Source organism: Kitasatospora sp. NPDC127116, from assembly GCF_042677365.1.
GTDB classification, from domain to species: domain Bacteria; phylum Actinomycetota; class Actinomycetes; order Streptomycetales; family Streptomycetaceae; genus Kitasatospora; species Kitasatospora lactacystinica.
The window spans coordinates 1-21,931 of record NZ_JBHXTL010000099.1 but is presented as its reverse complement, the minus strand read 5'-3'; the positions used below and the strand labels follow the sequence as shown (position 1 = coordinate 21,931).

22 protein-coding genes are annotated in these 21,931 nt (G+C 72.0%); 9 read left to right on the top strand and 13 right to left on the bottom strand.

Annotation, left to right across the window (positions count from 1 at the left end):
- Window positions 1–27: 27 nt before the first annotated feature.
- Complete coding sequence (locus ACFVHV_RS31270) at window positions 28–201, bottom strand: hypothetical protein (protein WP_380355492.1); 174 nt, start codon at window positions 199–201, stop codon at window positions 28–30.
- Window positions 202–509: 308 nt separating this feature from the next.
- Between ACFVHV_RS31270 and kdpB the strand changes: the two genes are divergently transcribed.
- The 3 genes from kdpB to ACFVHV_RS31255 all read left to right on the top strand — a co-directional run bounded on the left by kdpB (window position 510) and on the right by ACFVHV_RS31255 (window position 4,531).
- Complete coding sequence (gene kdpB / locus ACFVHV_RS31265) at window positions 510–2,681, top strand: potassium-transporting ATPase subunit KdpB (RefSeq protein WP_380355490.1); 2,172 nt, start codon at window positions 510–512, stop codon at window positions 2,679–2,681.
- A 274-nt stretch (window positions 2,682–2,955) separates the two neighbouring features.
- Window positions 2,956–3,441 (top strand): universal stress protein, encoded by a 486-nt coding sequence (locus ACFVHV_RS31260; protein ID WP_359898838.1) that lies wholly within the window; start codon window positions 2,956–2,958, stop codon window positions 3,439–3,441.
- A gap of 628 nt (window positions 3,442–4,069) precedes the next feature.
- Complete coding sequence (locus ACFVHV_RS31255; protein WP_359898840.1) at window positions 4,070–4,531, top strand: hypothetical protein; 462 nt, start codon at window positions 4,070–4,072, stop codon at window positions 4,529–4,531.
- On the opposite strand, the gene ACFVHV_RS31250 is transcribed toward ACFVHV_RS31255, so the two are convergent.
- The 4 genes from ACFVHV_RS31250 to ACFVHV_RS31235 form a co-directional block, all read right to left on the bottom strand.
- A complete protein-coding gene (locus ACFVHV_RS31250; RefSeq protein ID WP_359898842.1) occupies window positions 4,532–5,155 on the bottom strand; it encodes a hypothetical protein in 624 nt (207 codons plus the stop codon).
- A 91-nt stretch (window positions 5,156–5,246) separates the two neighbouring features.
- The gene (locus ACFVHV_RS31245) at window positions 5,247–8,978 is read right to left on the bottom strand and encodes an ATP-binding protein (protein WP_380355485.1); all 3,732 of its coding nucleotides are present in this window, start codon (window positions 8,976–8,978) and stop codon (window positions 5,247–5,249) included.
- Window positions 8,979–9,027: 49 nt separating this feature from the next.
- A complete protein-coding gene (locus ACFVHV_RS31240; protein ID WP_359898846.1) occupies window positions 9,028–9,435 on the bottom strand; it encodes a cupredoxin domain-containing protein in 408 nt (135 codons plus the stop codon).
- On the bottom strand, window positions 9,435–9,896 hold the full coding sequence (locus tag ACFVHV_RS31235; RefSeq protein WP_359898848.1) for a hypothetical protein: 462 nt from the start codon (window positions 9,894–9,896) through the stop codon (window positions 9,435–9,437). Before ACFVHV_RS31235 ends, ACFVHV_RS31240 begins: the two co-directional genes overlap by 1 nt.
- 311 nt (window positions 9,897–10,207) lie before the next feature.
- On the opposite strand from ACFVHV_RS31235, the gene ACFVHV_RS31230 reads away from it, so the two are divergent.
- The gene (locus tag ACFVHV_RS31230; RefSeq protein WP_380355483.1) at window positions 10,208–10,708 is read left to right on the top strand and encodes a sirohydrochlorin chelatase; all 501 of its coding nucleotides are present in this window, start codon (window positions 10,208–10,210) and stop codon (window positions 10,706–10,708) included.
- A 184-nt stretch (window positions 10,709–10,892) separates the two neighbouring features.
- Here the strand turns inward: ACFVHV_RS31230 and ACFVHV_RS31225 are convergent, their stop codons facing one another.
- On the bottom strand, window positions 10,893–11,552 hold the full coding sequence (locus ACFVHV_RS31225) for a hypothetical protein (protein WP_380355524.1): 660 nt from the start codon (window positions 11,550–11,552) through the stop codon (window positions 10,893–10,895).
- A 356-nt stretch (window positions 11,553–11,908) separates the two neighbouring features.
- Between ACFVHV_RS31225 and ACFVHV_RS31220 the strand changes: the two genes are divergently transcribed.
- Window positions 11,909–12,331, top strand: coding sequence for a hypothetical protein (locus tag ACFVHV_RS31220; protein WP_380355480.1), 423 nt, complete (start codon window positions 11,909–11,911; stop codon window positions 12,329–12,331).
- A gap of 241 nt (window positions 12,332–12,572) precedes the next feature.
- Here the strand turns inward: ACFVHV_RS31220 and ACFVHV_RS31215 are convergent, their stop codons facing one another.
- Window positions 12,573–12,770, bottom strand: coding sequence for a DUF397 domain-containing protein (locus tag ACFVHV_RS31215; protein WP_380355477.1), 198 nt, complete (start codon window positions 12,768–12,770; stop codon window positions 12,573–12,575).
- Between the two features lie 13 nt (window positions 12,771–12,783).
- Window positions 12,784–13,635, bottom strand: coding sequence for a helix-turn-helix domain-containing protein (locus ACFVHV_RS31210; protein ID WP_380355474.1), 852 nt, complete (start codon window positions 13,633–13,635; stop codon window positions 12,784–12,786).
- A 189-nt stretch (window positions 13,636–13,824) separates the two neighbouring features.
- Here ACFVHV_RS31210 and ACFVHV_RS31205 point away from each other — a divergent pair, with 189 nt between their 5' ends.
- Both ACFVHV_RS31205 and ACFVHV_RS31200 read left to right on the top strand, forming a co-directional pair.
- A complete protein-coding gene (locus ACFVHV_RS31205; RefSeq protein ID WP_359905562.1) occupies window positions 13,825–14,169 on the top strand; it encodes a hypothetical protein in 345 nt (114 codons plus the stop codon).
- 164 nt (window positions 14,170–14,333) lie between these two features.
- Window positions 14,334–14,747, top strand: coding sequence for a peptidase inhibitor family I36 protein (locus ACFVHV_RS31200; protein WP_359905559.1), 414 nt, complete (start codon window positions 14,334–14,336; stop codon window positions 14,745–14,747).
- Between the two features lie 60 nt (window positions 14,748–14,807).
- Here ACFVHV_RS31200 and ACFVHV_RS31195 read toward each other — a convergent pair whose 3' ends face one another.
- Window positions 14,808–15,695: an alpha/beta fold hydrolase gene (locus tag ACFVHV_RS31195; RefSeq protein ID WP_380355471.1), complete on the bottom strand. Its 888-nt coding sequence runs from the start codon at window positions 15,693–15,695 to the stop codon at window positions 14,808–14,810.
- 57 nt (window positions 15,696–15,752) lie between these two features.
- Between ACFVHV_RS31195 and ACFVHV_RS31190 the strand changes: the two genes are divergently transcribed.
- A complete protein-coding gene (locus tag ACFVHV_RS31190) occupies window positions 15,753–16,352 on the top strand; it encodes a TetR/AcrR family transcriptional regulator (RefSeq protein ID WP_380355468.1) in 600 nt (199 codons plus the stop codon).
- 3 nt (window positions 16,353–16,355) lie between these two features.
- Here the strand turns inward: ACFVHV_RS31190 and ACFVHV_RS31185 are convergent, their stop codons facing one another.
- The 4 genes from ACFVHV_RS31185 to ACFVHV_RS31170 all read right to left on the bottom strand — a co-directional run bounded on the left by ACFVHV_RS31185 (window position 16,356) and on the right by ACFVHV_RS31170 (window position 20,874).
- Window positions 16,356–17,342, bottom strand: a complete 987-nt coding sequence (locus tag ACFVHV_RS31185; RefSeq protein ID WP_380355466.1) for a phosphorothioated DNA-binding restriction endonuclease — start codon at window positions 17,340–17,342, stop codon at window positions 16,356–16,358.
- Window positions 17,339–18,439, bottom strand: a complete 1,101-nt coding sequence (locus ACFVHV_RS31180) for a tetratricopeptide repeat protein (RefSeq protein WP_380355463.1) — start codon at window positions 18,437–18,439, stop codon at window positions 17,339–17,341. The genes ACFVHV_RS31185 and ACFVHV_RS31180 overlap by 4 nt, the downstream gene beginning before the upstream one ends.
- A gap of 55 nt (window positions 18,440–18,494) precedes the next feature.
- A complete protein-coding gene (locus ACFVHV_RS31175) occupies window positions 18,495–19,166 on the bottom strand; it encodes a lysophospholipid acyltransferase family protein (protein WP_380355460.1) in 672 nt (223 codons plus the stop codon).
- Between the two features lie 106 nt (window positions 19,167–19,272).
- Complete coding sequence (locus tag ACFVHV_RS31170; RefSeq protein ID WP_380355457.1) at window positions 19,273–20,874, bottom strand: purple acid phosphatase family protein; 1,602 nt, start codon at window positions 20,872–20,874, stop codon at window positions 19,273–19,275.
- A gap of 381 nt (window positions 20,875–21,255) precedes the next feature.
- Here ACFVHV_RS31170 and ACFVHV_RS31165 point away from each other — a divergent pair, with 381 nt between their 5' ends.
- Window positions 21,256–21,861 (top strand): transglycosylase family protein, encoded by a 606-nt coding sequence (locus ACFVHV_RS31165; protein WP_359905542.1) that lies wholly within the window; start codon window positions 21,256–21,258, stop codon window positions 21,859–21,861.
- The last annotated feature ends 70 nt before the right edge of the window (window positions 21,862–21,931 follow it).

The window sequence follows — 21,931 nt, the reverse complement described above, 5'->3', positions numbered from 1 at the left end:
GTGTCGGTCCGGGTGTCGGTCCGGGTGTCAGTCCTCGTAGTGCATCGCGAACCGGCAGTGCGCCGGACGGGTGCGTTCCCGGTCCGCCGCCGGGGCCGGTTCCGGCGGCCCGGGGCGGTCCCGGCGCCAGGCGACGGCCACCGGGCGGACCGTCCGCTCCAGCGGCTCGTCGACGTCGACGACGGCGGTGACAGTGGTCATGGCAGGTCCCTTCCAGCGGCGGCCCGTACGGCCGGACACCTCCAGTGGAGACCCTCCGCACACCGACCGCACCCGTCCTTGACGCATGACGTACGTCCCGGGCCCGGTCCTTGACGCCCTCCTGACAGTGGTCCTGCGGCGGCCCGTCCGCGGTGTCAGGAGTCTGTCAAGGACGGCCGCCGCGCCGCCAAGGCCTCGTCAAGGCGGGCATGTCCCCCGGTGCTCCGGTGGTGGGCTGTCCGCCGTCCCCGCAGCCCCACCGAACCGCCGCCCCACCCGACCGGGCGGCCCGGAAGGTCCCCGAGACGATGCGCCGTTCGGCCCTCACCACCCCGGACACCACCGACCAGCAGAACCTGTTCCGGCGCCCGGACCGTGCGCCCGGGCCGCCGCCCGGCCACCGGCCCACCTCGCCGGGCGTCCGCCGCCGGCTGATCACCCGCCGCCAGCTGGCCGAGGCACTGCCCGCCGCCGTCCGCAAGCTCCACCCGCGCACCATGACGCGCAACCCGGTGATGCTGGTGGTCGAGTGCGGCTCCGCGCTCACCACCGTCAGCGCCGTCCTCCACCCGAGCGTCTTCGCCTGGGTGATCTCCTTCTGGCTCTGGCTGACCGTGCTGTTCGCCAACCTGGCCGAGGCCGTCGCGGAGAGCCGCGGCAAGGCGCAGGCCGAATCGCTGCGCCGCGCCCGGTCCACCACCACGGCGCGACGGCTGCCGCACTGGCGGGTCGGCACCCGCGACCTGCGCCACGAGGTCGTTCCCGCCGAGCAGTTGCTGCTGCACGACATCGTCCTCGTGCCAGCCGGCGAGGTGATCCCGCGGGACGGCGAGGTGGTCGAAGGCGTCGCCGCCGTCGACGAGTCCGCGATCACCGGGGAGTCCGCGCCGGTGCTCCGGGAGTCCGGCGGCGACCGCACCGGCGTCACCGGCGGGACGAAGGTCCTCTCCGACCACCTGGTCGTCCGGGTCACCTCGCGGCCCGGGCAGAGCTTCGTGGACCGGATGATCGCCCTGGTCGAGGGCGCCGACCGGCAGAAGACGCCGAACGAGGTCGCGCTCAACATCCTGCTGGCCTCGCTGACCATCGTCTTCCTGCTGTCCGTCGTGTCGCTCCAGCCGATGGCCATCTACGCCAACGCGCCGCAAACCACCATCGTGCTGGTCGCGTTGATGGTCGCCCTCATCCCGACCACCATCGGCGCCCTGCTCTCCGCCATCGGCATCGCCGGCATGGACCGGCTGGTGCAGCGCAACGTGGTCGCGCTCTCCGGCCGGGCGGTGGAGGCCGCCGGGGACGTGGACGTGCTGCTGCTCGACAAGACCGGCACCATCACCCACGGCAACCGCCGGGCCGTCGCCCTGCACCCGCTGCCCGGCGCGACCACCGAACAGCTCGCCGAGGCCGCCCAGTTGGCCTCCGTCGCGGACGGGACACCGGAGGGGCGGTCACTGGTCGAACTGACGAACCGTCAATACTGGGTGCCGCCGCGCTCCCCCGGCGAACTCGGCGAACAGCGGCCCGTGCCGTTCACCGCGCACAGCCGGATGAGCGGCGTGGACCTCACCTGGCCGGACGGCACCACCTGCCTGATCCGCAAGGGCGCCGCGAGCGCCGTCGCCCGCTGGGTGGTGGACTCCGGCGGACGGCTGCCGATGGAGGCCGAGCCGCTGGTGGACCGGATCGCCGGGTCCGGCGGCACCCCGCTGCTGGTCGCCGTCCACGACCGGCACGGCGCACGGGCGTTGGGCGTCGTCGAGCTCAAGGACGTGGTGAAGGAGGGCATCGCCGAACGCTTCGCCGAGCTGCGGCGGATGGGCATCCGTACGGTCATGGTCACCGGGGACAACCCGCTGACCGCGCGCACCATCGCCGATGGGGCCGGGGTGGACGACTTCCTCGCCGAGGCCACCCCGGAGGACAAGCTCGCCCACCTGCGGCGCGAGCAGGCCGCCGGGAACATGGTCGCGATGACCGGCGACGGCACCAACGACGCCCCCGCGCTCGCCCAGGCCGACGTCGGCGTCGCGATGAACTCCGGCACCCCGGCCGCCAAGGAGGCCGGCAACATGGTCGACCTCGACTCCAACCCGGCGAAGCTGATCGAGATCATCCGGGTGGGCAAGCAACTCCTCATCACCCGAGGCGCGTTGACCACCTTCTCGATCACCAACGACGTGGCCAAGTTCTTCGCGATCATCCCCGCGATGTTCGCGAACGCCTACCCCGGGCTGCACCACCTGAACATCATGGAACTGCACAGCCCCACCTCGGCGATCGCCTCCGCGATCATCTTCAACGCGCTGATCATCGTCGCCCTGATCCCGCTCGCCCTGCGCGGCGTGCGCTACCAGCCGGCCTCCGCGACCGACCTGCTCCGGCGCAACCTGCGGGTGTACGGACTGGGCGGGCTGGTACTGCCGTTCCTCGGCATCAAGGCGATCGACCTGCTGATCCAGTTCGTCCCGGGGCTGGGCTGAGACACCGGCCGGGAGGCATCGGCCGGGAGACACCGGCCGGGAGGCATCGGCCGGGAGACACCGGCCGGGAGACACCGGCCGGGAAATCCCGCCGCACCGCCGCCGACGGGCCGTGTCAGAAGGCCGTCAAGATGTGTGCGACCTGCGTCATGGTGGTGTCAGCGGCGGTACGGAGGCGTCCGTTCCGGGGTTCACTTGAGTCATCCGAAGCAAGGAGTGCCGAACCGGCGGAGCCCGATGGAGAGAGTCGCCGGAGAGACGGAGGCGAACGGCCATGACCGGGACCACCCGAGTGATCGTCGGCCTGAGCGGGTCACTGAGCAGTCTGGCCGCCCTCTACCACGCCGTCGGCGAAGCAGCCCGGCACGAAGCGATGCTGGTGCCCGTCGCCGCCTGGACCGCGATCGAGCGGGACGGCCGGCGCCCGCCCTCCGAACTGGAGCACGCCGCCCGCCGGCGCCTCGACATCGCCTTCGAACAGGCCTACGGCGGCTACCCGTCCGGCCTGGTCATCCACCCGCTGGTGGTCAACGCCGAACCCGGCCCCGCCCTGGTCGGCGCCGTCACCGGCCCGGAGGACCTGCTCGTCCTCGGCGCCGCCACCCGCCGCCGCCTGGACCGCCTGCGGCACGGCTCCGTCGCCCGCCACTGCCGCCACCGGGCCGGCTGCCGGGTGATCGAGGTCTCGCCCTCCGCCCTGCTCACCCGCCTCGAACTGCCCGCCCGCACCGGCGCCCCGCTCCCCCTGCTGGCCCGCTGACGACGCGCCGCCCCGCGCCCGAACGCCCCAGCCGTCCCACCTGCGAGCGCCCCACCCTCAGCGCCCACCCGCGCGCCCCGGCCACCACGCCCGGGCGCGCGGGTGGGCGCTCGGCCATGCAGGGCGGCAGACGGGGCAAGTACGCTTCCTCGCCGCCGAGTTGGAGGTGTCGCAGCAACCTGCGAGCCCCACCGGCCCCGGCCTCCCCACCTCCGTGGCCCCGACCGCGGAAACGGAGCTCCGTACTCAAAGTAGCCGGGCCACCACCCCTCGACATGCCCACCGGCAGCCCGGGTTCCGCAACTTCGACAAGCCTGTCGAAGGTGACATGCCCGGGCTATGCTGACCCGAAGCCCGCCCGCGGTCGGGCCCCTCGCCCCGTCGACGAAAACGCCACCCAGGCGCTCCCGACCGGAAGGAGGCGCGGCCCCGACCTCCGCAGGACGGCCCACCTGCCGCGGCCAACCTGCCGCCCACATCGCATACTTGACGGCCCGTCAATGATGATCCGCGATTTCACCGCCTGAGCCGTGACGCGTGCCCCGGGCCGCCCACCGCCGTTGTACGGAAGGTGAATCGCCGCGCCCGCCCGAAACCCCCGGCCGCCCCGCCGAGGAAGAGGTTCCGCATGACGACGTCCCGGACCCACCCGCGCCCCGCCGAGGCCGCGGTACTGCTCACCGTGCTCGGCCTGCTCGTCCTGGAGGAGATCGCCCTCGGCATGGCCGAGGAGGAGGACCGCCCCGTCATCGGCGGCATCCTGATCGGCGCCTCCGGCACCGGCCTGCTGGTCGTCGGCGCGGTGCTGCTCAGCCGCTGGATCGACCTCCGCCGCCCGCTCCCACTGCCCCCACCCGGCCCCAACGGCCGCGAGTACAGCGCCCGCGCCCTCGAAGGCTTCCCGATGGAGGCCGTCCGCCCCCTGCTGCTCGCCGAGAACGCACCCCAGCTCGGCCACCTGTACTCCGCCTGGATGCTCGCCCGGGCCGGCCGCCCCGCCCCCTGGATCGCCCGCCGCCTCGCCATCCCCCCGGACGCCGCCCAGCTCCTGGTCGACGCCGCCCGCTCGACGAGACTCGACCGGGCCTGATCAGCGCCGCCGACCGGTCTCCGCGTTCGCCTGCGCCACCAGGTACGGCACCAGCCCGCGCTCCGCCAGCGCCGACCGCCAGGCATCCCGCGCCAGCACCAGCTCCCCCGGCCCGTCCGCCGCCTCCCCGGCCTCCGCACCCCTCGCCCGGGCCGCCCCCAGCAGCCCCAGCCCGCCCACCAGCAGACTCACCGCGGCCACCCCGGCCGACACCCAACCGGCCTCCACCAGCGCGTGCGCCAGCACCTCCAGGTCCTCCACCAGCCCCAGCACGAGGCCCAGCAGCAGGAAGATCACCGCCGCCGTCACCGCGATGATCGGCACGACCACCCCCAGCACCCCCCACCACCCCGACGCCCGCTCCCGGGGAGGCGCCGCCACCGGCAGCCGCGCCACCGCATCGGCGTCCGCCCGCAACGCCGCATACCGCTCGTACTCCGGCGCCGCCGCGGCCAGCACGAACTCCGCGTTCTCCCGCGCCGTCCGCCGCAACCGCTCCACCCCCCGCAGCTCGTCCCCGCCCGCCCGCAGAGCCGCCCGCACCTGCGGCGCGGAGAGCGCTCGCCCCAGCTCCGTCTCGAAGTCCGCCCGATCCTGCTGCGGCAGCCGAAGCGACCTGTCCATGCTCGTCCCCGATCACCGTTCGTTCAGTTCTACAGAACTGTAGAACAAGGAGGGGGAACACAGCAGCCCTGTTCACGGGTGGATTCGGTGCTCAGGACGGGTCGGCCATGGGGACGCGGGCGAGCGCGTCGCGGATCGACTCGGCGACGTCGGGGACGTCGATGCCCCACTCGCGGTACCAGTCGACGATCTGCGCGATCGGCCGGCCGGTTCGCCGGGAGACCTCCAGGAGAGTCGCCAACGAGATGCCCTTGCCGACCATGTGCGGGCTGTTGTCGAGCTCTCCGACGATCTCCAGGGCCTGCCGGTGCGTCAGTTCCCGAGGCAGGTCGTCGCAGGAGACGGCAATCCCCCGGGACCTCAGATGGCGGGCCAACTCCCCCGGACTCCGGTCGAGGCGGTACCCCGCCGTGATCAACTTGGCGAAGGGAACCGTCTCCCCCATCGCCAGGTCATCCCAGTCCATGACGCTGCCGGGCTGGAAGAGCGCCCGATCGAGACGCGTGGCCGGGCCCGGAAGGAATACCGGCGATCCGTAGGCGCGGTACCGCTCGACCAACTCCTCCAAGGAGATGGCGTCATACCTCAGCAGGGAGAACGCGAACCGGAAGTGGACGTCCACGGGATCGCCCCACCCCGATGTTCCGTCGAAGAGGAACAGATCCTCCGTCGTGGCATCGCTCGGCAGCCGAGGGATCGGGAACCCGAACCCCGCGAAGGACCTGAGCACCTCGGCGATCCCGCTCCCCGTCCTGTCCGCCACCCGCAGCACATGGGCGACCGGAACGGGGTGCGCCCGGCTCAGCCACGGCCACGCCCCGTCGAGGTGGCGGCTGAGCACCACGGCCACGTCGTTCGACGGCAGGTCGGGAAGTCCCGTGGGATCGGCCTCCAGTCCGTACGCCGCCATGGCCTCGGCGATCTCGGCGACGGGGACACCCAGCACGGCGCCGGCCTTGGCCAGGTACCCGGGGGCGACGGCCTCACCCGGCTCCGGCCACCCGCGGAACCTCCGTCCCTCGTCGGTCTCTCTCAGGAACACTCGGTCCGACTCGACGGCAAGCGCCAGGTCGAGCACGGCCCGGGGAACGTCCACCCCCGCTCGCGCCCAAGCCGCGGCCACCACGGCTACCGGGTCGGCCCGCTCGTCCGCCGCCGTCACCAACTCGGTGACCGTGACCGGCCGACCGTCCGTCGCGGGGACGCCGTCCACCCGGCCCGCCTCGTGGAAGCGCCTCCAGCGACTCATGTTGCGACCACGGACCACTGTCATGGCGAGCTGATCGGAGGGCTTCGCCACACGTCCACGGCCAGCAGCCAGGAGTGGCGGCCAGATCTCCGCGAGTTCCGCCAACTCCTGCCGCCGGTCGTGCGCCAGGAGCCTCCAGAGGACCACGCAGTCATCCGGCGCACCGGACACCGGCCCCATCCCGCTGGTTCCAACGGGTTGTGGAATTCCCACCGCGCCGAACAGGTCGACGTCCACGGGACAACACCCCGTCCGTCGGGTGTCGAACTCGAATCCGTGGTACTCGAACCGTTGCCCCTGCCGGACGCACTCGGCAGCCACGACATCGGCGACGCCGACATTCCCGAGCGTCAGGCCCACGAGCCACTTCATGCTCAGCAACGTCGAGTCGGTCCGAACCAGATCGACCGCCGCCGATTCCAGGAGTCGACGAACGTGGTGGGACACGTCATCGATGACAAGGCGCCGGTCGACCGAAAGCTTGCCCGGCGACCACGCTCCCGAGAGGTTCACGACGACCCCCGCCAGGCCCTTGGTGGGGCTCACCAACTCCCCCGACGCCGAAGGCCGGACGAACAGACCGTCCACCAACAGGGCTCCGCCGTGCTCGCACCACGTCACCTGCGCGCCGTCGGGAGCGTGCTCCCACGGAACGACCGTGCCCGTAGCCTGGAACCCGAATTCCTCTTCCGACCGCATCCATCTGGTCCGCAGCATCCCGGGCTTCCACTCGGCATCCCGTTCGCCGTGCACCGCCGTGGTACGGAACTCCGCGATGCCCAGGAGGCGTTCGAGGACGTCGAGGGCCGACCAGGACGAGCCGAGGTCGATGTCCTCCCGCAGGTACAGCCGCACCGTGGTACCGGGCTTCCGAGCCGGCTCGGGCAACGGGAGGATCCGGAAGAGGTGTCCGGGACCGTAGATGGAGACGCCCAGGTTCGGGCCCAGTAGGCCCTCCTCGTCCATGCGGCACGTCGTCACCCGGATCTCATCCGCGAGCATGAAGTAGCTCAGGACTCCGATGCCGAAACGGCTGTTGGGGTGGAGTTCGACGGGCGGGTCGACCTTTCGCCACTTGGCGCGTTCCAGCTTGAAGTCCAACTGCTCGGCGAAACGGGCGCCGGCGTTGGAGAAGACCCCTCTCAACTCCTCCTCCCCCATGCCGACGCCGTCGTCCTTGCACTCCAGGTAGGCGCGGCCGTCCTCGTCCACGTCCTGACGGAACTGGATGAGCCCGTCGTAGCGGAAGTCGGCCAGCGGGTGGGTGCGGTCCAGGAACTCGGTGCGGGCGCGCCGGTAACGGCAGGCGTCGAGGGCGTTCTGGTAGAGCTCGCGGACGGCCAGGTCCCGGTCGCGGTAGAGCTCGATACCCATCAGCAGGCTGCGCACCCGGCGTTCGTCCAGGCGGAACCTCGCCCAACTGGTGAAGGCCTTGCCGGCCGAGGCAGCGTCGTCGGCGCTGAGCCGGGCGGGGAGCGGGTGATCGGTGAGGACGCAGCGGACGGTGTGGAGGAGTTGGTCGGCCCGTGCGGTGTACTCGCGCAGGCTCTCGACCACCGCCTCGTGGTGGCATTCGGCGCGCAGGACCGGCAGGTCGTAGGGGCCGCCCCACACAGCCTCGTCCAACGTCCGGCGCAGGTCGGCGAGGTGGACCTCGTACTCCTCCGGGATACCGATGTGTTCGGCGACGATCTCGGGCAGAGCGGTCATCTCGATGGCGGTCCCGTACGCGAGCGCCAGCAGTAGCGCCAACCGTGGCTCCCGAACGTACTGTTCGCCCGGCGCTCGCAGGTGGTTGTCCGCCCTGAGGCCGGACATGTAGTCGTGGTGGCCGACGTCGGGGCCCCGGCGCAGGCCGTGCAGCAGTGCGCAGACGCGCTTGGGCGCGAAGGTCTCGCCGAGGTCGGCGAGCATCGGGAGTCGGTCCAGGATCTCGCCGACGCCCTCGGGGTCGGCGAGATCCTCGTGCTGGTCGAGCCAGCGGTGGAAGAGCCACCAGCCGAGGGGGACGGCGGAGGCGGGGCGGGTTCGGGTGCGGCCCACGAGCAGGTCGTAGGACTCGATGAACTGCTCGTAGGCCGATCGGTCGGCGTCGGGCTCGGGTGACGGCGCCAGGTCGGTCGGCCCGACGGCGGACCGCGCCGCCGCCAGGTTCAACGACCGGACCCGGTAGAGGAACGGCAGCACGGCCAGCAGTGCCGCCTCGGCCGGGTAGAGCTTCAGCGGCTCCTCGCCGAGCAGCCAGCCGACCCGTTTGGCGAAGCGCTCCGCGATGCCCGGGTCCTGCCAGGGGTCGTCCGCCATCTCGACCGAGTCCCGAAGCCGGGCCAGCTCGCCGACGGCCTCCAGTACGACGCGCTTGTAGGGCTCGGTGTCCTGGTCCTCCCGTACGTGCCGCCAGGTGGGCGATTTCGCGACGAGATCCACCCACTTGTCGGCCCGGACGGACGCTGCCGGGGGTCGGCTCCCGTCCAGGAAGAGGTTCTCGATGTTCCCGGCCTGCACGACCGTCCCGTGCACCGGGCCGTTCACCGTGTTCGCCGTGTTCGCCGTGTTCGCCGTGTGGTCCGCCATCCCTCGTGCCCTCCCCGTGTGCAGGGCACGAGCGTAGGGCAATCGCCCCTCACGCCACGGTCAGGATCCCGCGCATGAAGTGGTGGAAGGTGCAGAGGTACGAGTAGGCGCCCGGTTGGCTCGGGGCGGTCAGGGTGGCGGCGGCGCCCGGGGCGATGGGGCCGGTGTCGAAGGTGCCGTCCTGGGCGGTGAGGGTGTGGGTGGTGGTGCCGGTGTTGGTCACGGTCACCACCGCGCCCGGGCTGACGGTGAAGCTGTCGGGCTCGAAGGAGAAGTCGCGGATCGTCACCGTTCCCGCGAAGGGAGTGGGCGACGGGGCCGGAGAGGACGGCGCGGACGGCGCCACGACGGGGCTGGTGGTCTCTTCCGGCCCCGGTACGACGAACGAGCTGATGCAGCCGGTCAGCAGGGGACCGGCTGCGAGCAGCAGGGCGGCGGCCCGGACGGGCGACCGCATCAGGCGGTGGTGGCCAGCTTGACCCGCTTGGCGTCGGCGGCGGCCGACGGGGCGGCGCCGATGTTGGAGACGGTGGCGGTGAGGACGGCGTCGACGTCCGGGAGCCAGTTGGTGGTCTTGGACTGGACGACGACCTGCCGTTTCTGCGGCGTCCCGTCGCAGATCACGTCCGTCTCCGCCGTCCGGCTGGAGCCGAAGGCGATCGACGAGGTGTCCTCCGGGTCCTTCTGCTCCGCCGTGACGGTGAGCGAGCGGGCTTCGTCGGCGACGGTGCAGAGGTAGTCGACCTCCACCCGGATCCGGCCGGGGAGCCTGGGGTCGATCTTGGCGTCGCCGATGGTGACGCTGGTGGCCTCGGTGTCGGGGGTCTGCGTCGGATCGTCGGCCAGGGCGGGTACGGCGGCGCCGGTGAGACCGGTGAGCGCCGAGGTGAGTACCGTCAGGATGATCCACCGCTGCACTGCAACCTCCCGGTCCGAGAACGTGTTGCGGCCGACGCTAACCGCCCGGCGGCTCGCCCGCTCGCCCGACCGTCCCGAACGTCATACCAACAGCCCATCGACTGCCGGAAGACGAGGTTCACCAGCACCCCGCCGAACGCCCCGATCGCGCCCGCGCGCCCGATCAGTGCCGCCGACCTGCGCCGGGAGTCGGCCCTGGCGGCCGCCGACCGGGCCACGGACTGGTAGTGAGCCGGGATCATCCTGTACGTCGAGCCATTGCCGATGCCGCGCACCGTCCCCAAGCGCGGCTACCGGCTGGCAGCGGGCCGATGCTGCTCGCCGTCGCGCACGGCAGCCGGGATCCGGCGGCTTTAACCTCGATTCGCTTGCTGCTGCGGGAAGTTCGCTCGCTGTGGCCCGAACTTCCGTTCCACTGCTGCTTCCTGGACTTCGCCCAACCGTCCCTCCCCGAGGCTCTCGCCCAACTCGCGGACGCACAAACGGTCCTGGTTCCGCTCCTGATCTCCACCGGCTACCACCTACGGGTCGACCTGCCCGCCGCCCTCACCGTCATCGGCCTCCCGCTCACTCACCTCGCCGGCGCCCTCGGACCGCAGCCTCTGCTCGCCGAGGCCCTCGCCGACCGCCTTGCCGAAGCCGGCGCCGCGCAGCACGCCCCCGTGGTACTGGCCGGCGCCGGCTCCTCCGACCCCACGGCCCTCGCCGACACCACCCGGATGGCCGACCTCCTCGCCCATCGCCGTGGCCGCCCGGGCGGCCCCCGCGCGACGGTCGGCCGCCTGACCGACCCGTCCCGATGGTGTGCGTGAGAAGTCGACCCGGCCGACTTCCCACGCGCACCGGGAAAGGGCGGCGGCCCGTGCCCCAGGACGCCTGGGGCACGGCGGAGCGCGCCGGGCGAAGCCGTGAAGACGGTGTCGGGGTCATCGCTCTCACGGATCCTGATAGTGCTGTCCGGAGCCGCCGCGAGTCAGGGTCTGTTGCGAAAGTGGATCAAGAATCGTGGTCGGCTCGGGCAGCTGTCCGGTCTGACCAGCCCCGCGACAGGGGGAGACGGCCGGATCGGAGCGCGTTGCGCTGTTCGGTCACCCAATGCTCAACGTGGTCCACGGATTCCGCGACGGGCTGATTCGTGGTGTCGAGCAGGTGGGTGCGCCATCGCCGATCGTCAGCAGTCCACCCGGTCCAGCGGTGCCAGGCCATGCGGTGCCAGCTGTCGTCGATGATGACGTCGGGCCGGTACCGGGGGTCCTCGGCGTGCCGGCGGTGCCAGGCGGCCCAGCCGAGGAAGGCGTCAACCGCCAGAGCGTCCCATCGGCCCGAGTCGCGCATGGTGAGCCTGTCACGCCGGACCTCGTCGGACACGTCGACCAGACACAATGCGATTCCGTCCAGCAGCGGGGCGGACGGGCTCGCCAGGACCTCTCCCATCGGGGACTGCCCGGTCAGCAGGAGGTCGACGCCGCAGTCCTGGTACTCCAGCGCGCGACGCACCCACCTCTCGGTCATACGGTTGCGCCACCGGCGGTCGGCGCCTTCCGGTACGCCGAGCTCGTCGAAGTCGTGCACGGCGACCCGCTCCAGCCGCTCGCCCACGGCGTAGGCGAGCGTGGTCTTGCCCGAACAGCTGGAGCCGGTCAGTTTGAGCAGCATCCGACCAGGATGGCGGGTCAGTAGTGGTGTCCTCGAAGGGTTTTCTGCGAGATGTTCCGCGCCCCTTGGCAGGCCCGCGAGCAGGCCCAGCACGAATGCCCGTGCACGGCGGCGCGGTTCCACACGGGAGAACCGGCCCGCCACCCGACCCATCAGGCCCTCGAAGACATGCTGCCACCGGGCGGGGTCTACGCTGTCGCCCACGGCCACCGGCTGATCTTCGTCTTTCCACACAACCGCCGGTGATCAACAGTGGTCGTCTCCACCTCCGGAAGCGCCCAGCAGACAGAACTGTGCGGGCGCGAGGCGGGCTGTCGAAGACTCGGCCAACAGTGCCGGGCGGGGAGCGGAACGAGATGGATGACACGGGGCAGGGCGCCGTTGCGCTGGCAGTGGCCCTTCGAGATGCCCACTTCAGGCTGAAACGGCTGGCACGGGCCTGGGAGGAACGCACACCGGCCGGTACCGCACACGGGCGTGAGTCGTTGGGGCCGCTCTGGCAGTACTCGGACGCCCCGGACGATGCCTCCTACACCGATGGCCACGTGCTCGGACTGGCGGGCAACCTCACAGTGGTCTTCGAGCTGTCCATCAGGTTCAGGGCCAGTGGCACGGACATGCTGGCCGGCATCTCCGTCGAGGACAGTGCGGGGAACATCGCGGAACTACTGTCCGCAGGACCCGAGGAGTTTCCCCTGAGCGCCGACAATCTGGGCATCGAGATCGGCCGGTGCCTGGACCGCATGGAGCAACTGGATCTTTCGGACGTGATCCGCTGACCCAACCGATCACATGGCGGACTGCCCGAGACACGGTCTCGCTACGTGATCACGACCTGCAGCTGGAGCACGAGAGGCAGTTTGCTGCGTCTGCGCCGAAGCTGGACTTCTGCCAGTCATGAGCGGCCGTGCGTGTGCGTGGGAAGTCGACCCGGCCGACTTCTCACGCACACCGGGAAAGGGCGGCGGCCCGTGTCCCAGGACGCCTGGGGCACGGGCCGAGAGATGCACACCACGCAGGTCACGTCGTCAGGTGGTCGAACTCCCCAGCCTTGACGCCGAGCAAGAGCGCGCCGAGCGCGCCGGACGAAGTGGTGAGGACGGTGTCGGGGTCATCGCTCTCACGAATCCTGACGGTGACGTCGGCGACTGCTACGACGTAGATGCAGTTGGCGGCGTCGCCACTGAACGAGGACTTCTGCCAGTTGTGGAAGGCCATACTCGGTCCTGTCTCAGATACGCTGGGTGATACGGCGGATGAGGTCGCGGGATGAATCGGGCTGGAGCGCACTCGTCTCCAAGCGGTCCATCACAGCCCGATATTTAATCAACTGCGGCTCAGTGTCGATGAACTCAGATCGGTCTCCATCAACCTGGACACTGTCCAATCGTGCGACCTCGGCCTTGAAGTACACAATCCCAGCACCAGAACCGGGGTAGCTGCCGGTATCGAACGGAATCACCCTCAGGTCGATGTGAGGTTGCTCGCTTGCGGTCAGCAGATACTCCAACTGCTCACGGGCAACCTTCGGACCGCCGAAGCCTATGCGCAGAGCTGCCTCGTGGACGATCGCAGACAACGGGAGCGGCTGCTCGCCATGGAGCACTGCCTGCCGTTTGATTCGGTGGGAGACGAGGTGTTCCACTTCCGGTGGCGAGAGGGGTGGGACGACGTCCCGGAAGAGCGCGCGGGCGTGTTCCGGGGTCTGGAGGAGTCCGGGGATGTGAATCGCGGAAGCGATCCGCATCGCTCGCGCATGATGTTCGAGTTCGGCCAGGTCGAGTGCTCCGGCTGGGAGGATCTCGCGGTACTCCTCCCACCAGCCTCGCGTGCGGCCGCCGGTCATGTGCGTCAGCGCCTCGACCAGAGCGTCATCCGCGCAGCCGTAGAGGCGCGCCAGGGTCCGTACCCTGTCCGCGCTCACCGGGTATCCGCCGGATTCGATGTTGCTGATGCGGGACTGCGGGGTGCCGTGCAGTTCCCCGGCTCGTGTGACCGAGAGTCCCGCCTGCTCGCGCAACCGGCGCAGCTCCGCGCCGAGTCGCCGCTGCCGGATGCTCGGCGGAATCTTGCTGGGCGGCATCCGCTGTCTCCTCGCTCTCGACCACCGTCGTCGGCGCCTATCACCCTTTGGGGTGGCAGTGATATAGATTCCTCAGAAGCGGTGGACTACATACTACCAACTGGCTACTTTTGACCCTGCGTCAAAGACGCTCACTGCCGATGGTGACAGCAGCGCGGCGTCCAACTCCCCTGCTCGTAGGAGACTTCCATGAGTGCTGCGCCCTCGCCAAACTCCCACTCGACCACGCCTCACCCGCCGGCCGGCCTGACCTTCGACCAGGAGCTGCGCGGGCTCGTGATCGACACCGCACCCCGACTCTTCGCCGTCGTTCAGGTGTGCGGCGAGGACGCTGACGGGTGGGTCGCGGCCTGGGGGCTCGCCGACTCGGACGGCCGGACCCACGTGATCGGCGTCGACGGGCGGACGCGCATGACCCTCGCGTCACCCGAGCGGGCCGTACGTCACTTCTCCAGGCGGCCGGATGTCACCGCCCGGCTGATCTGGCTCGCGCAGCCGGAGGCCGCCACGGCAAGCCGGAGCGCAGCCGCCTGACTCCGAGCCGGCGCCCTTCAGATCTGTTCACAAGCGGAACGGCGCGCAACCGTAGCGCGAACGGGGCACCCGTGCCAGCCTGTTCGAGGCCTCGGGGGCCATGGCCGACAACGGACCGAGCCCGCCCGGCCTTCCTGCACTGTCGACTGGGACGGGAGTACGGAATGCGCATCAAGATCGGACGGCGCACGGCCAGCATCGCGGCGGTGGCGGCGTTGACGGCCGGCACGGTGGCCATGGCTACCGGGAGCGCCTACGCCGCAGGTCCGGGCGGGGTGGAGGCGTGCCCCAACGGCAGCGTCTGCCTGTACTACAACTCGCCGGGAGTCGGCTGGGGATCGTTCGACAACTTCTCGCCGAACCAGAACCTCGACCTGCACAACTACACGTTCGCCCGCTACGCGAACGGCTCCGGCTACGGGGTGACGATGTACAACAACGCCGCCTCGATCGTGAACAACACCGGCCACACGGTGTGGGTCAGCAAGATCAGCGACGGCCTCTGGGTGCCCTTCGACAACGGGTACGCGGGATCGCTCAACGCCGCGGCGAACAACGACGCCCGCCTGTTCTCCTGACGCACCGCAAGACGCTCCGCAGGGCCTCCGCCGCGCGGGGGCCCTGCGGGCCTTCCAGGACTACCGCCCGACGGCGCCGATGAAGCCCAGCAGCCGTTCGTTGACCGCCTCCGGCTGTTCCAGGTTGAGTCCGTGTCCGGCGCGTTCCAGGATCTCCGCCCGCACGCCCGGCACCAGCCTCGTGACCCGCTCGACCACCTGGCGCGGCCGCAGCAGCGCACTGCGCCTGCCCACCAGGACGAGCACCGGGAGCTCGATCGACGCCAACTCCTCGTCCGTGAACGGCCGGGCCGGCGGGCGGCTGCCCGGCTTGTAGCTCCGCATGGCGAGCATCAGCGGGGCGATCATCTCGCGCGGCGCGCTGAGCGCCGGGTTGGCGAGCAGTCGGCCGACCGCCGGGCGCAGCGGGCGCGGGGCGAGCATGCCGAACAGGCCGCCGATCATGTGGGCGTAGAACCGGGCGGGGACCTTCTCGATCCCGCCCGGGTCGAGCGGCGTGATCGAGGCGAGCCGCTCGGGCGCGTGGATCGCCTGGTTGAGCGCCAGCCAGCCGCCGTACGACACCCCGACGAGGTGGGCCCGTTCCAGGCCGAGGCCGGCCAGGACCTCCCCCAGCCAGGCCGCGTTCTCCTGCGACCCGGCCGCGACGGCGCGCTGCACGCTGCGGCCGGGGTCGTCCAGGGTGTCGATGGCGTAGACGGGGTGGTGTTCGCCCAGCGCCGCGATCTGCGGGTACCAGTTGGACGGGTGTCCGGCGTGGCCGTGCAGCAGCACGATCGGTTCGCCGGTCGTGGCGCCGTAGTGGTGGACGTGGACGCTTCCGTACGCGGTCTCGATGTCGAGTTCCTGGCGCGGGCCGGGCCACAGCTCCATCGCCCGGTCGTACGCCGCAAGGAACTTCGCCCGGGCGGCCTCGCTGACGAAGTGTCCGACGCTGGTCCTGGTCATGATCCCTCCCCTGTTTGGTGGTATGGTTGTACCACAAAAATATCCGGAAGGAACCCGATGCCGAAGCTGGTGGATCACGAGGAACGGCGGGCCCACATCATCGACGCGCTGCTCCGCTCGGCGGCGAGCAGCGGCCTGCACTCCGTCACCATGCGCTCGGTGGCAATCGAGGCGGGCGTCTCGGTGCGCCTCGTGCAGTACTACTTCGACACCAAGGAACAGCTGCTGCTCGCCGCCATGACCCGGCTGACGGCCCGCATGGGCGAACGGGTCCAGCGGCGCGTCCGCGCGAGCGGCGCCGCCGACCCGCGCGGCATCATCGAAGCCGTCCTGCTCGAAGCCGTCCCCACCGACGAGGAGAGCCGGGCCTTCCACCTCATCCACACCGAGTACGCGGTGCTCTCCATCACCGATCCGGCGCTCGGCGGGCCCCAGTTCCTCGCCGCCCCCGACGAGATGGAGGCCTTCCTCACCGCCCAGCTGACCGCCGCCCAGCAGGCCGGAGCCGCCGACCCCGGCCTGGACGCCCGCCACGAGGCCGTCGTCCTGCTCGCCGTCTCCGCCGGCCTGGGCCTCAGCGTCCTGCTCGACCAGCGGACGGCGGACGAGGCGACCACCGTCCTGCGCTACCACCTCGGGCGGCTCTTCCCCGACTAGGACCTATACCAACACCGCCTCCTGTTCGGCGGGTTGGCGCGGAACGCCGTGGAACACCTGGCGCGCGTGCCACTCCCGATGCCGGTCCGCGACCGGCGGACGGCCGGGCTGCGGGCCGATGACCGGTCGTCCGGCCAGTGCGAGCACATGCCGGCGGCTGGCCTCACCGCGGCCGACGAAGCGGTCGGAGACCAGGATGCGATGGCCCTCCCCCAGGCCCAGCACGCCCTTGTCGAAGAGCTTGTGGTGCAACGAGCACAGGCACAGGCCGTTGTCGACCTCGTCCGGCCCGTCGTGCGACCACCAGCGCACGTGCGCGGCCTCCAGTCCGACCGGGCTCCCGCCGATGGCGCCGTCGTAGCCGCAGAACGCGCACTGGAACTCGTAGGCGGTGAGTATCAGTTCACGCATCCGCCGGTCCCGCTGCCGCCGGGCCGCGGCCTGGGCCCCGCGCACGGCCCCGGTCTCGGCCCGCTCCAGGTCGAGGCCGACCGCCTCGCAGAGGTCGGTGTGCAGGGACGCCGGGAAGTGGGCGTCCAGCAGCACCCTGGCCATCCGGCCCAGCAGGGCCGGCTCCTCGCCGAGCGCCGCCCGCAGCGCGGGCGCGAGCCTGCCCGCGGCCCCGCTCGACCGGAGGACACCGACCCCGCTGCCGGGGCTTCCCGCCCCCTGATCGGTGCGAACCTCCCACACCCCGTCGCCGACCAGGTGGTGGAACGGGTAGGCGGGGGTGGTCGGACGCGACGGCCCGTACTCGGCGAGCAGCCGCTTCAGCTCGTCCTCGACCGCGCTGTACCGCAGTTCGCCCTCCGCGTCCCGCTGGTACCCGCCGAGCGCGTAGAGCAGCAGCAACGGCTTGTGCGGCGCACGAACGCCGCCCTTCGTCCAGCGCCTCAGCCGCGCCACCCGATCGAGCCAGTCCGTGCCGGCCGGCGCAGTTCGCGGCACGGCGGAGGAATCAGCCGGGCCGATGGTCCGATCCGCCGTCATCCGGCGCTCAACTGTTCGTACTGGTCCAGGAGTTCTGCCGTCGTGGCCTGGTCCGGCGCGAGCTCCAGGGCCGCGGCGAGGTGCCGGCGTGCCCGTCCGTCGCCGAGGATCCCGTAGACCACCATCAGGGCGCCGTGCCCGTAGCAGTCGAGCACCTCGGTGGCGGCGAGGCCCTCGGCCAGCCACAGCGCCTCGGCGACGTTGCCGATGCCGACCTCCACCTGCACCAGACAGCGCTGGACGTCCGGGTTGTTCGGGGCCGTCCGGTACTGCGCCCGGAGGTCCCGCAGGGCGTGGTGGGCGTCGGTGGTTTCGGAGGAGGCGACCGCGAGCAGTCGGTCCGGGTTCGGAGCGACGGCCGGCGGGGCCGCGCGCCAGTGGTCGAGGTGCCCGGATCCGGGAGCGACCCGTTCCAGCGCCAGCAGCGCCGCGCGCCACTGCGGCTCGGCTCCCGCGTGGTGACTCGCCGCCGCGAGGATTTCCAGCACCTGCTCGTCGCCGTCGTCGAGTTGATGGGCCCGCTCCAGAACGCCCACGACCTCCGGCCAGTCCACGCCGCTGCGCGGGACCGCGGCCAGCTGGTACAGCACCTTCCCGAGGGCGAGGTGCTCGGTCGCACCGCCCGCCCCGTCGGCGGTCAGCAGGGAGAAGACCTCGGCCTGCTGCCGCAGGAGGTCCACGGTGTCCCCGTGCCACCGCAGCCAGGCCCGGACCTCGGCGAGCTGCCGGACGGCCGCCGGCCACTCGGGCCGGTCCGCGAGGATCCGCTCCAGTTCCCGCCCGGCCCGGTCCGCACTGCCGATCCGGGCGTAGGCGCCGGCCAGGTCGTAGCGCACGGCCGGGTCCTCCGGCTCCAGGAACGCCAGGAACTCCAGCAGTGGGACGGCCTCCGCCGGCCGCCCCGCGAGCAGGTGGGCCGACGCCAGCGCGTGCAGGTCCCCCACCTGCGCGCCCTCGGCCCGGGCCAGCTCCTTCAGGGCGGCCAGCCACCCCGGGTCCGACGTGGAGACGAACCGCTCGTAGCACTCGACGACCTGAGGGTTCGAGTGGGCGCCCCGGTACTGCGGCTCCCAGTCGATGGTCGGTTCCCCGCTCACAATCGCCTCCCCGGTCACCCGTTCGCTGCGTGGAATACCCAGGCCCCGTACGGTCTCACGCCGCACCGACACCCCGTCGCCCCCGCCCACCGCAGTGCTGCTCCGCGGTGCGCCAGGCGGCGGTGACGGCGCGGTGGGCGGCGGCGGTGGCCTCGGGGATGTCGCCGGGCAGGTGGAGCGGGGCGCCGAGATGGACGTGCAGGGCGGGGCGACGCAGGGGGGCGGTGGCGAATCCGGCGAGCTGCTTGACGGTGCCGCCCGAGCTCAGTCGGCGGGCTCCGCACTGGCCGAGCGGCACCACCGGGGCTCCACTGGCCGCCGCGAGCCGGGCCAGGCCGGTGCGGAAGGCGCGCGGTTCCGCGTCGCGGGAGTCCCGGTGCTTCGGCAGGCCGCCCTCGCCGTAGATGAGGACGACCCGGCCGGCGGCGAGCGCCGCGGCGGCCGCGTCCAGGGCGCCGGCCGCCCGGGCCGTCCCGCGGTGGACGGGGATGTGCCCGCCGGCCCGCAGCGCCCCGCCGAGCACCGGCGCCCGCCACAGCCCGGCGGCGGCCATCACCACCGGTTCGGTGCCCAGCCGGCGCAGCGCGGCCAGCACCACACCCGGGTCGGCCAGGGAGCTGTGGTTGGCCGCGACGATGCTGCCCGGGGCGACCGGGCCGGCCGTCTCGGAGGTGACGGACAGCCGGCCGAGGGCAGGTACCAGGACGGCGGCGATCGTGCTGAGCATGGCTGTTCCCCCGTGTCCCGCGGCGATGTGGCACCTCCATGCTCGCGGTGCGCCGCCGCCGGCCGCCTGAGTAGCCGTACTCAGACCGGGCCGGGTGCCGGCCGGGTCAGCCGCGCTGCACGGTGACCCGGTCCACGGCCGTGCCGTCCTCGGTCAGGGAGCGCACCTCCATCCGGGCGGGCCGGACCGCGGCGGCGGGGGTCACCTCGACCGCGACCAGGCAGTAGCCGGTGTAGCGGACCCTGGACCAGGTGACCTTGACGGTCTGGCTGTGGCCGCTCCGGTCGGCGACCACCATCGGCACGGGCTTGTCGTTGGCGGTCTCGTGCCCGAGGTAGGCGTCGGAGGCCGGGAAGGAGTAGAGCCCGCCGCCACCGCCGCCCGCGACGACGTAGGTGGTGCCGTCCTTCGCGGGGTCGACGGTGTCGCCGGAGGCGGCCTTGCGGGTGGCCTTGCCGGCCCGGATGGGGTCGGTCCGCTCGTAGACGTGGTTGTGGCCGCTGAGCACCAGGTCCACCTGGTACTTGTCGAACAGCGGGGCCCAGTCCTGCTGCGCGCCGAGTTCGGCCCCGTTGTCGTGGCAGGTGGAGTACGTGCACTGGTGCAGGTAGACGACGATGAAGTCGATGCCGGTGTCGGCGCGGAGCGCCGTGAGCCGGCTCTCCAGCCACTTCTTCTGCTTGCCCTTGGTGTAGTCGAGGTTGGCCGGGGTGTTGTAGCAGACGTCGTTGCCGTCGAGGCTGATCAGCCCGACGTTCTGGTACCGCCAGGAGTAGATGCCGGTGGACCGGCTCCAGGCGTTGTCGGGCGTCGTGAACCGGGCGCGCATGCCCCCGTAGCCGTCCGTCCCGTACCACGGCTCCATCTCGTGGTTGCCGATCGCCGGCATCCACGGGGTCCGTGCGGCGACGGGCTCGTTCTGCACGAAGAAGGAGTCCCACAGGCGGGCGTCGTACGCGTCGCTGGTCTTGCCGCTGCCGCCGGCGTTGGCGTAGGACAGGTCGCCCATGTGGAGGTGGAAGGCGGGGTCGAGGCCGGCGATCAGGTTGCCGGTGGCGGCCGCGTTGTACCCGATCCCCTGGTCGCCGAAGGCCGTGAAGGTGAACCCGCCGCCGCGGCCGGGGGCGGGTGCGGTGCGGAAGCTCGCCACGTCGCCGAGCCGGGCGCCCTGGCCCGCCGGGTCGTAGCCCTGGTGGCCCACGACGTAGTAGTACGTGGTGTCCGGGATCAGCTGGTCCAGCTGCGCGTGCAGGTAGTACTGGGTGACGGTGGTGGGCTTGATCAGCGGCTGGTCCTCGACCGGGTGCTGCCAGGAGAGCTTGCTGACCAGGGTGCGGACCTCGGCGGCGATCGGGGCGCCGAAGTCGCCGGGCTGGACGCCGATCCGGACGAAGGGCGCGGTCACCGCGTCCGGCACCTGCCAGGAGACGACGACCTGCTGGGAGGGGTCGGCCCCGTAGGCGAGGTGACGGCCGAAGGGCCGCAGCGCGGACCCGGCGGTCCGCTCGCTCCGGGGTGCGCGGCCGGTGGTGGCGGCTCGGCCGGTGGTGGCGTCGAGGGCGGTCGGGACGTCGAGGGCGGTCGGGCGCGGGGCGGCCAGGGCCGTGCCGGGCAGCAGCAGGCTGCCGGTCGCGAGGGCGGCGCCGCCCGCCGCGCCGGCCCGGAGGAGGTCGCGCCGGGAGTGCCGTGGGGTCTCGGTCTCGGACATGACATCAAGTTAGGAAACTTCCCTAACCTTTGACAAGAGGCCCGACACCATCGGATGTGCTTTCGATTCCCTTGCACCGCAGGCGAGTTGGAGCGTACGCGCGGGCCCGCCGCGCACCGTGCGCGACGGGCCCGCGGCGGCTCCTCGGCAGGCCCTCGGCGGATCCTCAACGGGTCCTCGGCGTCCGCCGGTGACAGGCCCGCCACCGGCGGGCGACGAGGACGACGGCCGATCGGCCGCGGGCCACCGAGGTGGTACCGGGCCGCCGTGCGGGTGACCTTCCGGACGTGTCGGCGCCGGCACACCCCGTCCGGCGTGCATGGGTGGAAGGGCGCCGTCCGCGGACGGCGCAGGTTCTGTCCCCCAGTCCGAGAGCCGCCCATGCCTCCCACCGTCTGTCTGCGCCGCATCGTCCCGACCGCGCTCTGCGCCCTCACCGTGGCCCTCGCCGCCGCCCCGGCGGCCCACGCCGCGCCACCGGGCCGCGACAGCGGGTCCGACCCCGGAAGGGCGGACGGCGGCAGTTACGACTGGGACCGCGTCGCGGCCTGCGAGAGCAGCGGCAACTGGCGCATCAACACCGGCAACGGCTACTACGGCGGCCTCCAGTTCGACCGGCCCACGTGGCGGGAGAACGGCGGCCTCGCCTACGCACCGCGTGCCGACCTCGCCACCCGCGAGCAGCAGATCGCCGTCGCCGAGCACCTGGCCGACCACCGCGGCCTCTCCCCCTGGCCCGTCTGCGGCGCCCGCGCCACCCGCGGCCACGGCCGCGAGGGCGTCCTGCCGCCGCCGGCCGCCGCCCCGGCCAGGGCCGTGTCCAAGGACGGCACCTGGACCGTCCGCGAGGGCGACACCCTCGGCGGCATCGCCGAAGTCCTGCGCGTCCCCGGCGGCTGGCCCGCGCTGTACGAGCTCAACGCCGCCGCCGTCGGCGAGGACCCGGACCTCATCGAGCCCGGTCTGGTCCTCGACCTCCCTTCCTGACCCCCGCCCCCGACCCCTTCACCGCCCCACCGACCCGCCGCCCGCGCCCGCCCCGGCGCGGGCGGCGGTC

Coding starts and splice junctions, on each gene's coding strand:
- ACFVHV_RS31270 (WP_380355492.1), bottom strand. CDS start 201: ATGACCACTGTCACCGCCGTCGTCGACGTCGACGAGCCGCTGGAGCGG.
- kdpB (WP_380355490.1), top strand. CDS start 510: ATGCGCCGTTCGGCCCTCACCACCCCGGACACCACCGACCAGCAGAAC.
- ACFVHV_RS31260 (WP_359898838.1), top strand. CDS start 2,956: ATGACCGGGACCACCCGAGTGATCGTCGGCCTGAGCGGGTCACTGAGC.
- ACFVHV_RS31255 (WP_359898840.1), top strand. CDS start 4,070: ATGACGACGTCCCGGACCCACCCGCGCCCCGCCGAGGCCGCGGTACTG.
- ACFVHV_RS31250 (WP_359898842.1), bottom strand. CDS start 5,155: ATGGACAGGTCGCTTCGGCTGCCGCAGCAGGATCGGGCGGACTTCGAG.
- ACFVHV_RS31245 (WP_380355485.1), bottom strand. CDS start 8,978: ATGGCGGACCACACGGCGAACACGGCGAACACGGCGAACACGGTGAAC.
- ACFVHV_RS31240 (WP_359898846.1), bottom strand. CDS start 9,435: ATGCGGTCGCCCGTCCGGGCCGCCGCCCTGCTGCTCGCAGCCGGTCCC.
- ACFVHV_RS31230 (WP_380355483.1), top strand. CDS start 10,208: ATGCTGCTCGCCGTCGCGCACGGCAGCCGGGATCCGGCGGCTTTAACC.
- ACFVHV_RS31225 (WP_380355524.1), bottom strand. CDS start 11,552: ATGCTGCTCAAACTGACCGGCTCCAGCTGTTCGGGCAAGACCACGCTC.
- ACFVHV_RS31220 (WP_380355480.1), top strand. CDS start 11,909: ATGGATGACACGGGGCAGGGCGCCGTTGCGCTGGCAGTGGCCCTTCGA.
- ACFVHV_RS31215 (WP_380355477.1), bottom strand. CDS start 12,770: ATGGCCTTCCACAACTGGCAGAAGTCCTCGTTCAGTGGCGACGCCGCC.
- ACFVHV_RS31210 (WP_380355474.1), bottom strand. CDS start 13,635: ATGCCGCCCAGCAAGATTCCGCCGAGCATCCGGCAGCGGCGACTCGGC.
- ACFVHV_RS31205 (WP_359905562.1), top strand. CDS start 13,825: ATGAGTGCTGCGCCCTCGCCAAACTCCCACTCGACCACGCCTCACCCG.
- ACFVHV_RS31200 (WP_359905559.1), top strand. CDS start 14,334: ATGCGCATCAAGATCGGACGGCGCACGGCCAGCATCGCGGCGGTGGCG.
- ACFVHV_RS31195 (WP_380355471.1), bottom strand. CDS start 15,695: ATGACCAGGACCAGCGTCGGACACTTCGTCAGCGAGGCCGCCCGGGCG.
- ACFVHV_RS31190 (WP_380355468.1), top strand. CDS start 15,753: ATGCCGAAGCTGGTGGATCACGAGGAACGGCGGGCCCACATCATCGAC.
- ACFVHV_RS31185 (WP_380355466.1), bottom strand. CDS start 17,342: ATGACGGCGGATCGGACCATCGGCCCGGCTGATTCCTCCGCCGTGCCG.
- ACFVHV_RS31175 (WP_380355460.1), bottom strand. CDS start 19,166: ATGCTCAGCACGATCGCCGCCGTCCTGGTACCTGCCCTCGGCCGGCTG.
- ACFVHV_RS31170 (WP_380355457.1), bottom strand. CDS start 20,874: ATGTCCGAGACCGAGACCCCACGGCACTCCCGGCGCGACCTCCTCCGG.
- ACFVHV_RS31165 (WP_359905542.1), top strand. CDS start 21,256: ATGCCTCCCACCGTCTGTCTGCGCCGCATCGTCCCGACCGCGCTCTGC.